The sequence below is a fragment of the Lentzea pudingi genome (assembly GCF_014646255.1).
Classification (GTDB): domain Bacteria; phylum Actinomycetota; class Actinomycetes; order Mycobacteriales; family Pseudonocardiaceae; genus Lentzea; species Lentzea pudingi.
Genome location: NZ_BMNC01000010.1, coordinates 22,140 through 34,994 on the forward strand (window position 1 = coordinate 22,140; position 12,855 = coordinate 34,994).

The following is a 12,855-nucleotide window of genomic DNA, read 5'->3' on the forward strand; positions in this document are numbered from 1 at the left end:
CTACCAGGCCAGCACCTTCCCGTAGGCCTTTCGAACCGTTCGCAGACACCGTTCCGGTGCAGGAAGAGCGCTGGTCTGGTGCCCGAGCTGCGACTGCCAGTTCAGACCGGACGGCAGAGAGGAGAACTCGTACTTCTGCACCGAGGCTCCCGTGGCGTCGCGGACCAGGTCGGCCGCATCCGCTGTGAGCGCACCCAACTCGGCGAGACGTGCCAGGTCGTAGAGGTCGCGGGCGGCGTGCCGGTCTGCCCAGGCGAGAGTCTTCATCGCCGCGAATGCCTGCAGCGTGGGAACTCTGAGCAGGATCTCCGACGTGATGTCGCTGTACCTGGCCTTGATGGAGACGTGCTCACTCGGCCAGCGGGCCCAGTCCTCGTGGTCCAGCAGCTGCACTCGGACGCGGAGATCGTTCGTCGTGACCAGAACGCCTGGCTCGACAGCGGACCTCGCGGCACGCAACGGGGGATCCCACCTGGATCCGGGGAACTCACGGCGCAGGAGCCGGGGAAGCCTCTCGTCGAGCGCGGCCGCGACCGCGGCACGATCCGGTGTCCACAGGTCGATGTCCTCCGACAGGCGCCCGCCCGCAGCCGGGTCCGCCAGGTGTGTCCGCGCCAGCGCTGTGCCGCCGACGAACAGCACCTCTGGTGCGATCTTCGGCAGAACCGCCAGCACGTGGCTGATCAGGTGGTCTCGCCTGACCTGCTCCTCCGCGACGCCGAACTGATCTGCGACCGCGGCCAGTTCCTCGTGGTCAAGCAACCGCCGCCTCCTTCAGCCGCGCCAGCGCTGCCGGCCTGTGCTGATCACGTGCGAGTTCCTCCGCGACGGTCCAGTCGATCCGGCGGGCCAGCGCCCGCAGGACCTCCTCGGCATCGGCTGCCCCGATACCGCCGAGCTTCGGCCGGGCGGCGATGTCGAGCGCCGTCTGTTCCGGCGTGGTCATCCATCCGGCCGTGAGCTCGGTTTCCACCTGCTCCAGGTCGAGGCGCCGCACGTCGCGCTTCACGAAGACCACGTCACCCACCTTGGTGTGCAGGACGGGCCGCTGTTTCGGCACGGCCACGACCGCGGTGCCGATGGCGCGTGGCAGTGCACCGTGACGACGTGCCGCGGTGATGCTCATGAGTGCCACGGCGTCCCGTCCGTAGTCGGCCTGGGCCACGCCGAGCGCCGCCGCCGCGAGATCGGGGCGCCACCTGGGGTCGCCGAGCCGGTCCAGCGGGGCCAGCGCGTAGTAGCCGGTGCTGATGTGGCAGAAGACCGCTTGTTCGAGCAGCCGCTCGAACTCGCTGCGAGGATGGGCGTACACGTCCGCCGCGTCTCGCGGACGCAGCACCTTGTTCGCTCTTCTGGCCAGTGCGGTCGGGATGGTGACGCGGCCATTCATACGACCTCCGTAGGCTCGCAGCCTACTCTCATAATACTCGCTTCGTTCGGGCATGTCGGGAATGCCTGCGGGCGTTGTCCCGTTGCATGAGCCTGCGCTTCTCACTGATGGGTCCGGTACGAGCCTGGCGCGACGACGAGGAGATCGACCTGGGCCCGCGGCAACAGCGGGCGGTGCTGGCGGCGTTGCTGCTGAACAACGGCCTCCGGCTGAGCAACGACCAGCTGATCGGCATGGTCTGGGACGACCCGACGCCGAGCGCGGTCATGGCGTTGCGGACGTACATGTACAAGATCCGCAAGGCGATCCCCGAGCTGGACCTGAAGTCCAAGGACGGCGGTTACACGCTGAGGGCGGAGCTTTTCGACGACTGCCGCGGCGAGCCGTTCGAGGGCCTCAGCAGCACGTACTTCGAGGCCCAGCGGGTCAGGATCGCCAACGAGCGGCTCAAGTGCCGCGAGGCCCTGCTCGAACGCGAGCTGGACGTCCTCGAACTGCAGAAGCACGTCGCCGCCTTCCCCCTCAGGGAACGCTCGCGTGCGCTGCTCATGCAGGCCCTCTACCGCGACGGCAGGCAGGCCGAGGCGTTGGAGCAGTTCCACCAGGTGCGCGCCCTGCTGAACGAGGAGCTCGGCCTCGAACCCGGACCGGACCTGCGCGGGATCCACGCGCAGATCCTCAGGGGAGACCTGAACCTGGCGCGCCGGCCCGAGCAGCTGCCGCCCGGCCTGCCCGACTTCACGGGCCGCGCGGCCGAGGTCGCGCAGGCGTTGCGGGCGCTGCCGCAGACGGTCGGCATCACCGGCATGCACGGCAGCGGCAAGACCGCGCTGGCGATCCACGTCGCGCATCTCGCCAAGCAGGACTACCCCGACGGGCAGATCTTCGTCAGCGGCAAGGACATCGCGAACGAACTGCTGCGCGCGGTCGGCGTCGAGAACCCCAGTGGTGACAAAGCCGCGCTGTGGCGGGAGAAGGCGCGCGGCAAGCGGTTCCTGGTCGTCGTCGACGACGTGCGGGACCCCGCCCGGATCGCGGAGCTGCGCACCCCCGGCTCGGCCCTGGTCCTCACGAGCGTGCGGAGGTGGAACGAGCTGGCCGGGGTGGTCTGGTTGAAGATCGCCGGGCTGACCGAGGCCGAGGCGAACCAGTTGTTCCGCGGGGTGCTCGGCACGGCGAGGGCCGACGCCGAGGCAGCCGTCACCGATGATGTGCTGGCACGCGTCTCGTACCTGCCGAACCCCGTCCGCGTGCTCGGCGGCAAGCTCGCCGCCCGCCCCGACTGGACGGTCGCGATGCTGCTGGCCCAGATGGAACGGGAGACGCGGCTCGGCAGCGCCATCCCGTCCGACTGCCGGGCGGTGCTCGCTCCCCTCATGAAGGCCGAGCAGCAGCTCACCGACCAGGAACGCCACCTGCTGCAGTGCTTCGCGCGCCGCGACGAGGACGTGATCGACGTGTGCGAGGCGGCGGAGATGTCCGGAGGCGATCCCGGGGCTATCGAGTTCCTGCTGGAGGCGCTCGCCGACGTGCACCTGATCGAACCGCTGGTGCTTGGGCGGTACCGGTTGCCGTACTTTGTGCGGATGTACTTCGGGTGGCGCGTACCGGCTCTGACCAGCTGATTCATCCGGAATTTATGGCCTGACGATGTGGCCGGGCCAGGTTCGGAGACATGTCCACCAAGGAATTCGCAGGCAAGAAGGCACTCGTCACCGGCGCCACCTCGGGAATCGGCCGCTCGATCGCGGTCAAGCTCGCCGAGGCCGGCGCCACCGTCTACGTCACCGGCCGCCGCGCCGAGCTCGGCAAGGAGACCGTCGAGCTCATCGAACGGGCCGGCGGCACCGGTCACTTCATCGTCTCGGACATCGGCAGCGTCGACGACGTCCGCAAGCTCGCCGAGGAGGTCGGCGACGTCGACGTGCTCGTCAACAACGCCGGCATCTTCCCGTTCTCGCCGACCCCCGAGCAGTCCCTCGACGTCTACGAGAAGGTGTTCGACGTCAACGTCCGCGGCACCTACTTCCTCACCGCGGCACTCGCCCCGGCGATGGTCGCCAGGGGCAAGGGCTCGATCGTCAACGTCTCGTCGATCGCGGCCGTGGTCGGCACCCCGGTCGGGTCCGTCTACAACGCCTCCAAGGCCGCGATGGACGCGCTGACCCGCTCGTGGGCCGTCGAGTTCGGTGCCGCCGGCGTCCGCGTGAACTCCGTGGCGCCCGGCCCGGTCGCCACCGAGAAGGCCCTGGCGGAGGCCGGTGAGGTGTTCGACGAGATCTCGAAGAACCTCCCGCTGCAGCGCGTCGGCCAGCCGGACGAGATCGCGGAGGCCGTGCTGTTCCTGGCCTCCGAGAAGTCGAGCTTCATCACGGGCTCGGTGATCACGGCCGACGGCGGCTACGTCGCGAGCTGAGCCAGCACGGTGTGCAGGGACGAGGGCGACTCGACGTGCACGTTGTGGCCCGCGCCGGGGAACACGACCGGCTCGGGCACCAGCTCCTTCAGGTGGTCCTGAGGGCTCATCGGGTCGTTCTCCCCCGCCGCCAGCACGACGTGGGCCTGCGAGGCCATGATCAGCCCGGCCATGTCCGGCGCGCCCACGCCGAACGCCTTCATGTCCAGCGAAGGCGTCCACCTACCGTCCACTTCGGACACGCCGTGCTCCAGTCGCACGCCCGCCATCTTCGACGCCCGCTCGACGGCCTCCTCCTCCGTGTCGAAGACCTTCGACGGTTTACCCGCCAGTGCCGCCGCCTTCTCCAGTTCGGCCTCGGTCCACCGCACCTTGATCCCGACGCCGACGCACGTGGTCACCTCGACCCCGAACCACCCGCTCGCGAGCGCCAGCCCCACCACGCCGCCCAGCGAGTGCCCGACGACCGTGACCGGCTCCCGCGGGATCTCACTTGCCACGGTGGCCGCGAAGGCGCCGAACGAGTACCGGTCGAGCGGCGCGCTCCGTCCGTGACCAGGCAGATCGGGCACGAGCCAGCTGCCGGGCCACTGGCCGACGACGTCCTGCCACACCTCGCCGGTAGCGCCCAGCCCGTGCAGCAGCACCAGCAACGGCCCGCTTCCACCACGTTCGACATGAAGCACGTCAGAATCCGTTCTATGCCCAGGACCGATGCCGACCTCATCGTCGACCCGGACACGTATACCTCGGGAGTCCCGCACGACGCACTAACCCGGTTGCGTGAGAAGAACGTGGTGCGCATCGACGACTTCTGGGCGGTCTTCCGCCACGAGGACGTCCGCACGGTGCTCCGCACACCCGCGATCTTCTCCTCGCACCGCGGCGCCACCCAGATCCGCGACCCGCGACCGGACGACCTGGCCTACGTCCAGCGCATGATGCTCAACCAGGACCCGCCCTCGCACACCCGGCTGCGCCGTATGCTGACCAGGGCGTTCACCCCACGAGCCGTGGCACTGCTGGAAGACCGCATCCGCGCGAACGCCCGCGAGATCGTCCGGGAGATGTCCGGCGACTTCGCCCACGACGTCGCCGACCTGCCGTTGCTGACCCTGGCCGACGTCTTCGGCGTCCCGCGCCAGGACCGCGCGCTGCTCTACGACTGGAGCAACCGCGTGATCGGCTTCCAGGACCCCGAGTACGCCCTGTCGTCCAGCTCGACCGAGGGCATGACCGACATGGCACTGGAAGCGTTGGCCCTGCGCCCCGCCGACGGCCGCGACCCGCGCGCCCGCGACGGCATGCCGGATCTCTACGCCTACGCGCACGCGCTGGGCGAACACAAGCGCGCGCACCCGTCCGACGACGTCCTGAGCAACCTCATGCGGGAGGACATCTCGCTGGAGGAGTTCGAGAACCTCTTCTGGCTGTTCTCCGTGGCGGGCAACGAAACCCTGCGCAACGGCATCCCGGGCGGCATGATCGCGCTGCTCTCGCACCCTCGCGAGTACGAACGGCTGCGCGCCGACCGCTCGCTCCTTCCCCTTGCGGTGGAGGAGATGTTGCGCTGGTGGACGCCGGTCATGCACTTCCGCCGCACGTGCGTGGCCGACACTTCGTTGTCGGGGCAGGAGATCAAGGCGGGGGAGAAGGTCGTCGTCTGGTTCTCGTCGGCGAACCGGGACGAGCGCGTGTTCACGTCGCCGGAGCGGTTCGACGTGGGGCGGCGGGAGGCTGATCACCTGAGCTTCGGGCACGGGCCGCACTTCTGCCTGGGGGCGCAGCTGGCGCGGACGCAGATGCGGGCGGTGTTCGAGGCGGTGCTGGATCTGCCCGGCGTGCTGGAGCTGGACGGGGAGGTCAGCCGGTTGCGGTCGAACTTCCAGAACGGGGTGAAGCACCTGCCTGTCAGGCTCGTGCCGTGACCTGGGACTTGCCTGACCACGCGCGGTTGCGCGAACTGCTCGCGATCTTCGGGTTCGACCTCAGCCGTGCCCGACCGGTGGAGGGCGCGTCCGTCGCCTGCGGAGACGCGCTCGAACCGTTGGCCGGAGACTTCGCCGGCGGCCTGTTTTACCTGTGCGGCGACTTGGGCGCGGAACGTCCGGTGCTCTACGCGAGTTCGGAGGGCCAGGCCGGCCTCATCGCGGACGATCCGCGCGAAGCCCTCCAGTTGGTGATCGGACTGCCGCATTGGCACGACTGCCTGACCTTCAACGACTTCGAACGGAAGTCCGCGCCGACCTCTCAGCAGGCGGAAGCGGCCGATCTCCTCGGGCTGAGGATCCCCGCTCAGGAAGTGCTGCTCGAACGCCTGCGCGCGGCCGTCCTCCGCTCCACGCCCGACTACGTCTTCACCGACGAGACGGGCGAGTACGAACCGCTGATCCCACAGCCTGAGCGCGCGCAGTAGGCAGCGCGTGGAGCGTCTGGCACGATTCAGACGACAGGCCCGGGCGCTCCACTGTGATCTGACGGTGTCGAGCCCCAGCCGGTCACCTGGCCCAAGTAGGCTCGTCGCGAGACGAGACGCAGGAGAAACAGGGAGCGCAAGTGGCGGTCATCGAGCAGGTCGGAGCACGCGAGATCCTGGATTCTCGCGGCAACCCCACCGTCGAGGTCGAGGTGGCGCTGGACGACGGCACGCTGGAGCGTGCGGCCGTTCCGTCGGGCGCGTCGACCGGTGAGCACGAGGCGGTGGAGCTGCGGGACGGCGACGCCAAGCGGTACCTGGGCAAGGGCGTCGAGCGTGCGGTCACCGCGGTGCTCGACGAGATCGGGCCCGAGCTGGTCGGCATCGAGGCCGTCGAGCAGCGCATCGTCGACCAGAAGCTCGTCGACCTGGACGGCACGCCGGACAAGGGGCGTCTCGGCGCCAACGCGATCCTCGGCGTGAGCCTCGCGGTCGCGAAGGCGGCGGCGACCTCGAGCGGCCTGGAGCTGTTCCGCTACATCGGCGGACCGAACGCGCACGTGCTGCCGGTGCCGATGCTGAACATCCTCAACGGTGGCTCGCACGCCGACACCGAGGTGGACATCCAGGAGTTCATGATCGCGCCGATCGGCGCGGAGACGTTCCGCGAGGGCCTGCGCTGGGGCACCGAGGTCTACCACGCGCTGAAGTCCGTGCTGAAGAGCAAGGGCCTCGCGACGGGTCTCGGTGACGAGGGTGGTTTCGCGCCGTCCCTCGGCAGCAACCGCGACGCGCTCGACCTCATCCTCGAGGCCATCGAGAAGGCCGGCTACCGGGCGGGCCGCGACATCGCACTCGCGCTCGACGTGGCCGCCACGGAGTTCTTCTCCGACGGCGCCTACACGTTCGAGAAGAACAAGCGCTCCGCCGAGCAGATGATCGGCTACTACACCGAGCTCGTGCGCGACTACCCGATGGTCTCCATCGAGGACCCGCTGTCCGAGGACGACTGGGACGGCTGGGTCCAGATGACCGCCGAGCTGGGCGAGAAGGTCCAGATCGTCGGCGACGACCTGTTCGTCACGAACCCGGAGCGCCTGGAGGAGGGCATCTCCCGCCGCGCCGCCAACGCGCTGCTGGTGAAGGTCAACCAGATCGGCACGCTCTCCGAGACGCTCGACGCGGTCTCGCTGGCCACGTCGTACGGCTACAAGTCCATGATGTCTCACCGGAGTGGCGAGACCGAGGACACGACCATCGCCGACCTCGCCGTCGCGACCGGCGCCGGGCAGATCAAGACCGGTGCCCCGGCCCGCGGTGAGCGCACCGCGAAGTACAACCAGCTCCTGCGCATCGAGGAAAGCCTCGGCGACGCGGCGCGCTACGCGGGCGAGCTCGCGTTCCCGCGCTACACGCCGGAGAACTGAGAGGCTGTAGGACATGGCCGAGCGCGCGCGTCGTCCCCGCCGCCCCCGTGAAGAGCGGGAGGCGCGGCCCGCACGCGCGCGGAAGCCTCCCCGTCCGAAGGCGCCGTCACGGCGCAGCGAGGGCACGGGTGGCGCGTTCGGCATGACCGGTACGCGGCGGGCCGCGATGTTCGCGATGGTGCTGTGCGCACTGGCGTTGAGCATCGCGGTCCCGTTGCGGACCTACCTCTCGCAGCGCGACGAGCTGCGGGACGTGGGCGCCGAGCAGCAGAAGCTGCGCGAGACGGTCGCCGCGCTGGAGAAGCGCAAGTCCGAGCTGCAAGACCCGGCGTACGTCGAGATCGAGGCGCGCAAGCGGCTGCACTGGGTGCGGCCCGGCGAGACGCCCTACATCGTGCAACTGCCGGGTGACGAGAGTCGCAACACGGAAACGGAGAGGCCGTCGGGCAAGCAGGCGGCACAAGGATCTTGGTACGAGGAACTTTGGGAATCGGTGACGCACAAGTAAGTGCTGCTGACCTGGAAACGGTCGCTCAGCAGCTCGGCCGCACGCCGCGCGGGACACGTGCGATCGCCTCGCGCTGCCCCAGCGGGCACCCGAACGTCGTGCAGACGGCGCCGCGGCTGCCCGACGGGACGCCGTTCCCGACGCTGTACTACCTCACCTGCCCGAAGCTGAACTCCCTGGTCAGCACGCTCGAAGGCGGCGGGCTGATGAAGGAGCAGCAGGAGCGCCTGGCCACGGACGCGGACCTCGCGGCCGCCTACCAGCGCGCGCACGAGGCGTACCTCGCCGAGCGCGACGCCATCGAGTCGCTCGGCACCCAGGTCACCGCGGGCGGCATGCCGGTCAGGGTCAAGTGCCTGCACGTGCACGTCGCCCATGCCCTCGCGAAGGGCGCCGGGGTCAATCCCATGGGGGACGAGGCGCTGGCACTCTTGAGCGAGCAGGGGCTGTGGCCGGCCGGTGAGTGCGCCGCGAGTTAACAGTCAACGGAACCGAACACACGCTTCACTCCGTCTTGGGTACACCTAGGCTTCGTAGTGGGGCAGGGTGGAACAGGTCACGACGGGGGCTTTCGCCGTAACTGCAGGACGGCGAGCCGCGATGACGCACGAGAGGTGAGTATTCGTGGCAATGGCCAAACTGCGTGGACAGTCGGCGTTGAGCCCTAGGCAAAAGGGCTTCGCCGTCGCCGCGCTGGCTGCGATGCTCGCCCCCGCGATGATCGTCGGGACCAAGCTCGTCGACTGGGTCAACCTCGCCAAGCACGATGACATCGCTGTCTCGTTAGGTCGCGCCGACGTCTACGGCGCCCTGCACCGCGACCCGTCCGAACTGGGCGCGTCCGGCCGGCTGCCGCTGTCCGAGGAGCTGAGCGCCGCGCTGCTCGCCGACCTCGAGGACGGCGATCTCGACGACGGCGACCTCGACGACGGCCTGCTCGACGACGACACCACCTCCGGCGTCCACGACATCCCGGGCGTGATGGTCGAGGCCTACCTCCGCGCCGAGGACAAGATGGCCGAGCTCGTCCCCGGCTGCAACCTCGACTGGGCGTTGCTCGCGGGCATCGGCAAGGTCGAGTCGAACCACGCCAACAGCGGCCGCGTGAACGCCGCCGGCGACGCCAACCCCAAGATCCTCGGCCCGGTCCTCAACGGCGCCCCCGGCATGGCCGCGATCCGCGACAGCGACGGCGGTCGCCTCGACGGCGACTCGACCTGGGACCGCGCGGTCGGCCCGATGCAGTTCATCCCCACGACGTGGGCGAGCTTCGGCGGCGACCTGAACGACGACGGCATCGTCAACCCGAACAACATCTACGACGCCGCCCTGGGCTCCGGTCGCTACCTGTGCTCCGGCGGCGGCGACATGACCAAGCAGGAAGACCGCGCGAAGGCCGTCTTCCGCTACAACAACTCGCAGGCGTACGTCCAGAAGGTCCTCAAGTGGGCCAAGGACTACAGCGACAACGTCGACACCCTGCCGCTGCTGCCGGACACCGGCAACAACCAGCAGAACCCGGTCCCGGGCAACCCGAACACCGGCACCCCGCCGAACAACGGGAACCCCGGCACCCCGACGACCGACCCGACGACGACCACCACCACGACGACCACCACGACCACGACCCCGAACTGCCCCACCACGACGACGTCGACCACCACCCCCACGTCGACCACGACGCCCGACCCGTGCACGACGACGACCACGACGACGCCGACCACCACGACGACAACCACGACCACCACCACAACGACGACGACTACGACTACGACGACGACGCCCCAGCAGCAGTCGTCGACGAGCAACCCGCAGTCGTCCACGAGCAACGGTGGCAGCAGTGGCAACAGCTCCGTGGCGACGACGTCGCAGAGCTTGCTCACGAGTACGCCCAGCTAGCACGGCGTGTCGGGTTGGAACGATTCCAACCCGCACTTCCTTCAGGGCGATTCGGGTCGAAACGTTGGGGTGAAGGGGAGTTCGTCTCCTAGCTTCGTCTGCATGCCGAAGCGCAACTCGAGCGTGGTGGGCCGGGAGTTCGGAAATGGCGTCCGCGACGCCATCGAGCAGAGCGGCATGACCCAGCGCGGAATCGCCGAACTGCTGGACTGGCAGGAGGCCAAGGTCTCCGACGCGGTCAACGGGAAGGGCGGCGTCAGCGAGCTCGACCTCGTCCGCCTGCTCTCGTACTGCCGCGTCCCCCACCAGGAAGTCGAGCGCATGGTCGCGCTCTACCGCGAGTCACGGGAGAAGGGGTGGCTGCAGTTCATCGACGACGGCAATCCTCGTCCCCTGCAGTCGCTCATCGATCAGGAACGCCTAGCCAGCAAGATCACGACGTGGTCGCCGACGTACGTGTCAGGGCTCTTTCAGATCGCTGCGTACATCCGCGCGCTGCTGGAGAGCTCGGCGGTCATCAAGCCGCCGGCCTTCGACGATCTGATCCGGTTGAAGATCGATCGTCAGGTGATCTTCAACCGCAGCCGGGAGTTCCTCTTCTACATCCACGAAAACGCACTCCGATTGCAGGTCGGCGGCCCGGACGTGATGCAGGCGCAGCTGCTTCACCTCCTGGCGATGATGGTGCGTCCGTACATCACGGTCAGAGTCGTGCCAGCGGCGATTGGCGCTCACGCCGGAGCCTCCGGTCCGTTCATCAAGCTGGAGTACGCCAAGTACGAATCGGCCGTCTGGATCGAAGCCCTGCGGACCGGCTTGTTCCTCGATGACAAGAAGAGCGTGGAGGACTACGACAACGTGCTGAAGTGGCTCGACAAGCATGCGCTGGATCCTGAAGAGTCGAGGAAACTGATCAGCAGCCTTGAAGCTCAAGGAGGCGTTTCACTTGTCGATCTGGCGCAAGAGCAGCTATAGCGCGGACGTGAGTGACTGCGTGGAGGTCGGGCACGGCGTCGGCGTCCGCGACAGCAAGGCCCCCGCCACCCACCTCCCCGTGTCCCGCGAAGCGTGGTCGGCGTTCCTCCACCTCGTGAAGCGTCCGTGAGGTTCTCCGAAGAGTCCGAACGCACCCTGCGGCAGGCAGGCAGGCTGGTACCCCGGCAGGACGGTCGACACCGAGGCTCCTGAAAACGGGAGGCACGCGGCCGTCGTTCTTGGCAGGGTGCGGGTGTGCGTCTCGACTACCCGCTGATCACCGGCCGCCTGCTCCTCCGCCCCTTCGAACCGACCGACCTCGACGACTTCCACGCCTACCGCTCACGCCCGGAGGTCTTCCGCTACCTCTACGACGAACCGGTGAGCCGTGAGGAGTGCGCGGACCTGCTGGCCAAGCTCGTCGCGGACAATGAGCTCACCGGCGAGGGCCAGCGCCTCACGCTGGCGATCCACCTGCCCGAAGCCGGCCGGGTCATCGGCAGTGCCATGCTGAAGTGGCGCAGCGAGTCGAACCGGCAGGGCGAGATCGGGTACAGCCTCGACCCCGAGTTCCAGGGCCGCGGCTACGCGAGCGAGGCCGCGCGCAAGATGCTGGAGCTCGGCTTCGACGGGCTCGGCCTGCACCGGGTCGTCGCCGAGTGCGATCCGCGCAACGAGCCGTCGTGGCGGCTGATGGAACGCCTCGGCATGCGCCGGGAGGCCCACTTCCGCGAGTTGGAGGTCTTCAAGGGCGAGTGGGGCGATCTCTTCGTCTACGCCATGCTTGCCGAGGAGTATCGGGCCACCAGGTAGGAGTGCACATGTCGCGCGTCGCGGCCATCGACTGCGGTACCAACTCGATCCGGCTGCTCATCGCGGACGTGACGAAGCGCGAGGACGGGACCGCGTGGCTGCGCGACGTCCACCGCGAGATGAAGATCGTCCGGCTCGGGCAGGGGGTGGACGCGACCGGGCGGCTGCACCCCGACGCGATCGAACGCACCCGGCAAGCCCTCCTCGACTACGCGCGCACGATGCAGCGCAAGGGTGTCGAAACGGCCCGCATGGTCGCCACGAGTGCCACGCGGGACGCGAGCAACCGCGACGAGTTCTTCGGGATGACCGAGGCGGTCCTCGGCGCGCCCGCGGAGGTGATCACCGGGGACGAGGAGGCGAGGCTGTCCTACCTCGGCGCGGTGGCCGACCTCGACCCGGACGAGGGGCCCTTCCTCGTCACCGATCTGGGTGGTGGCAGCACCGAGTTCGTCCTCGGCACGGGCTCCGAGGTGGAGGCCGCGAGGTCGATGGACATCGGCTGCGTGCGGCTGACGGAGCGGTTCATCGCGTCGGATCCGCCCACGAAGGACGAAATTCAGCAGGCGGAAGCGTTTGCGCGTGCGGCGATCAAAGAGGCTTTCGAAGTCGTCCCGGTGGAGAAGACGAAGACGTGGATCGGGGTCGCCGGCACCGTCACCACATTGTCAGCCCTGGTCCAGGGGCTGGAGGTGTACAACAGCGACGATATTCACCTCAGCCGCATCACACTTGACAATGTTCGAGAAATCACCGACCGTATCCTCTCCATGACGCATGATGAGCGTGCCTCGCTGGGACCCATGCACCCCGGTCGAGTGGACGTGATCTGCGGTGGAGCGGTGGTACTGCGTGCGATTGCCGATGAGCTGGAGAATCGCGCGGGAATTCGCACGCTCGTGTGCAGCGAGCACGACATCCTCGACGGCATCGCGTTTTCGCTGGTCTAGCGCCGAATTAAGGTCGCCTTGAGGTGATCGTGACAATTTTGTGACCGATTTCGATGCGCGT

The 12,855-nt window shown here is 68.4% G+C and carries 15 protein-coding genes; 12 read left to right on the forward strand and 3 right to left on the reverse strand.

What is annotated here, in order from left to right; translation table 11 throughout:
- Positions 1 to 762: a nucleotidyl transferase AbiEii/AbiGii toxin family protein gene (locus IEY88_RS29275; protein ID WP_189158113.1), complete on the reverse strand. Its 762-nt coding sequence runs from the start codon at positions 760 to 762 to the stop codon at positions 1 to 3.
- Positions 755 to 1,390 carry a type IV toxin-antitoxin system AbiEi family antitoxin gene (locus IEY88_RS29280; RefSeq protein WP_229693873.1) on the reverse strand — a complete coding sequence of 212 codons (636 nt, stop codon included), beginning with the start codon at positions 1,388 to 1,390 and terminating at the stop codon, positions 755 to 757. The genes IEY88_RS29275 and IEY88_RS29280 overlap by 8 nt, the downstream gene beginning before the upstream one ends.
- A 107-nt stretch (positions 1,391 to 1,497) precedes the next feature.
- On the opposite strand from IEY88_RS29280, the gene IEY88_RS29285 reads away from it, so the two are divergent.
- The gene (locus IEY88_RS29285) at positions 1,498 to 3,015 is read left to right on the forward strand and encodes a BTAD domain-containing putative transcriptional regulator (protein WP_189158114.1); all 1,518 of its coding nucleotides are present in this window, start codon (positions 1,498 to 1,500) and stop codon (positions 3,013 to 3,015) included.
- 50 nt (positions 3,016 to 3,065) lie between these two features.
- Positions 3,066 to 3,806, forward strand: a complete 741-nt coding sequence (locus tag IEY88_RS29290) for an SDR family NAD(P)-dependent oxidoreductase (protein ID WP_189158115.1) — start codon at positions 3,066 to 3,068, stop codon at positions 3,804 to 3,806.
- Here the strand turns inward: IEY88_RS29290 and IEY88_RS29295 are convergent.
- A complete protein-coding gene (locus tag IEY88_RS29295) occupies positions 3,791 to 4,492 on the reverse strand; it encodes an alpha/beta fold hydrolase (protein WP_189158116.1) in 702 nt (233 codons plus the stop codon). The genes IEY88_RS29290 and IEY88_RS29295 overlap by 16 nt on opposite strands.
- Positions 4,493 to 4,507: 15 nt before the next feature.
- Here IEY88_RS29295 and IEY88_RS29300 point away from each other — a divergent pair, with 15 nt between their 5' ends.
- From IEY88_RS29300 to IEY88_RS29345, 10 genes are all read left to right on the forward strand, one after another.
- Positions 4,508 to 5,734 carry a cytochrome P450 gene (locus tag IEY88_RS29300; RefSeq protein WP_189158117.1) on the forward strand — a complete coding sequence of 409 codons (1,227 nt, stop codon included), beginning with the start codon at positions 4,508 to 4,510 and terminating at the stop codon, positions 5,732 to 5,734.
- Positions 5,731 to 6,222 carry a hypothetical protein gene (locus IEY88_RS29305; protein ID WP_189158118.1) on the forward strand — a complete coding sequence of 164 codons (492 nt, stop codon included), beginning with the start codon at positions 5,731 to 5,733 and terminating at the stop codon, positions 6,220 to 6,222. Before IEY88_RS29300 ends, IEY88_RS29305 begins: the two co-directional genes overlap by 4 nt.
- A gap of 140 nt (positions 6,223 to 6,362) precedes the next feature.
- Complete coding sequence (gene eno, locus IEY88_RS29310) at positions 6,363 to 7,649, forward strand: phosphopyruvate hydratase (RefSeq protein ID WP_189158119.1); 1,287 nt, start codon at positions 6,363 to 6,365, stop codon at positions 7,647 to 7,649.
- Between the two features lie 13 nt (positions 7,650 to 7,662).
- Positions 7,663 to 8,157, forward strand: coding sequence for an FtsB family cell division protein (locus IEY88_RS29315; protein ID WP_229693874.1), 495 nt, complete (start codon positions 7,663 to 7,665; stop codon positions 8,155 to 8,157).
- The gene (locus IEY88_RS29320; RefSeq protein WP_229693875.1) at positions 8,133 to 8,636 is read left to right on the forward strand and encodes a DUF501 domain-containing protein; all 504 of its coding nucleotides are present in this window, start codon (positions 8,133 to 8,135) and stop codon (positions 8,634 to 8,636) included. The genes IEY88_RS29315 and IEY88_RS29320 overlap by 25 nt, the downstream gene beginning before the upstream one ends.
- A gap of 151 nt (positions 8,637 to 8,787) precedes the next feature.
- Positions 8,788 to 10,056 carry a lytic transglycosylase domain-containing protein gene (locus IEY88_RS29325; protein WP_373294214.1) on the forward strand — a complete coding sequence of 423 codons (1,269 nt, stop codon included), beginning with the start codon at positions 8,788 to 8,790 and terminating at the stop codon, positions 10,054 to 10,056.
- Between the two features lie 102 nt (positions 10,057 to 10,158).
- The gene (locus IEY88_RS29330; protein WP_189158121.1) at positions 10,159 to 11,031 is read left to right on the forward strand and encodes a helix-turn-helix domain-containing protein; all 873 of its coding nucleotides are present in this window, start codon (positions 10,159 to 10,161) and stop codon (positions 11,029 to 11,031) included.
- 7 nt (positions 11,032 to 11,038) lie between these two features.
- Positions 11,039 to 11,161, forward strand: coding sequence for a DUF397 domain-containing protein (locus IEY88_RS29335; RefSeq protein ID WP_308426020.1), 123 nt, complete (start codon positions 11,039 to 11,041; stop codon positions 11,159 to 11,161).
- 125 nt (positions 11,162 to 11,286) lie between these two features.
- Entirely contained in the window at positions 11,287 to 11,844 is a 558-nt protein-coding gene (locus tag IEY88_RS29340; protein ID WP_189158122.1) for a GNAT family N-acetyltransferase, read from the forward strand.
- An 8-nt stretch (positions 11,845 to 11,852) separates the two neighbouring features.
- Complete coding sequence (locus tag IEY88_RS29345; protein WP_229693876.1) at positions 11,853 to 12,794, forward strand: Ppx/GppA phosphatase family protein; 942 nt, start codon at positions 11,853 to 11,855, stop codon at positions 12,792 to 12,794.
- The last annotated feature ends 61 nt before the right edge of the window (positions 12,795 to 12,855 follow it).

Bases quoted from the DNA above. Each gene is read 5' to 3' on its own strand.
- IEY88_RS29280 (WP_229693873.1), bottom strand. From the start codon at position 1,390: ATGAATGGCCGCGTCACCATCCCGACCGCACTGGCCAGAAGAGCGAAC.
- IEY88_RS29285 (WP_189158114.1), top strand. From the start codon at position 1,498: ATGGGTCCGGTACGAGCCTGGCGCGACGACGAGGAGATCGACCTGGGC.
- IEY88_RS29290 (WP_189158115.1), top strand. From the start codon at position 3,066: ATGTCCACCAAGGAATTCGCAGGCAAGAAGGCACTCGTCACCGGCGCC.
- IEY88_RS29300 (WP_189158117.1), top strand. From the start codon at position 4,508: ATGCCCAGGACCGATGCCGACCTCATCGTCGACCCGGACACGTATACC.
- IEY88_RS29315 (WP_229693874.1), top strand. From the start codon at position 7,663: ATGGCCGAGCGCGCGCGTCGTCCCCGCCGCCCCCGTGAAGAGCGGGAG.
- IEY88_RS29325 (WP_373294214.1), top strand. From the start codon at position 8,788: ATGGCCAAACTGCGTGGACAGTCGGCGTTGAGCCCTAGGCAAAAGGGC.
- IEY88_RS29330 (WP_189158121.1), top strand. From the start codon at position 10,159: ATGCCGAAGCGCAACTCGAGCGTGGTGGGCCGGGAGTTCGGAAATGGC.
- IEY88_RS29345 (WP_229693876.1), top strand. From the start codon at position 11,853: ATGTCGCGCGTCGCGGCCATCGACTGCGGTACCAACTCGATCCGGCTG.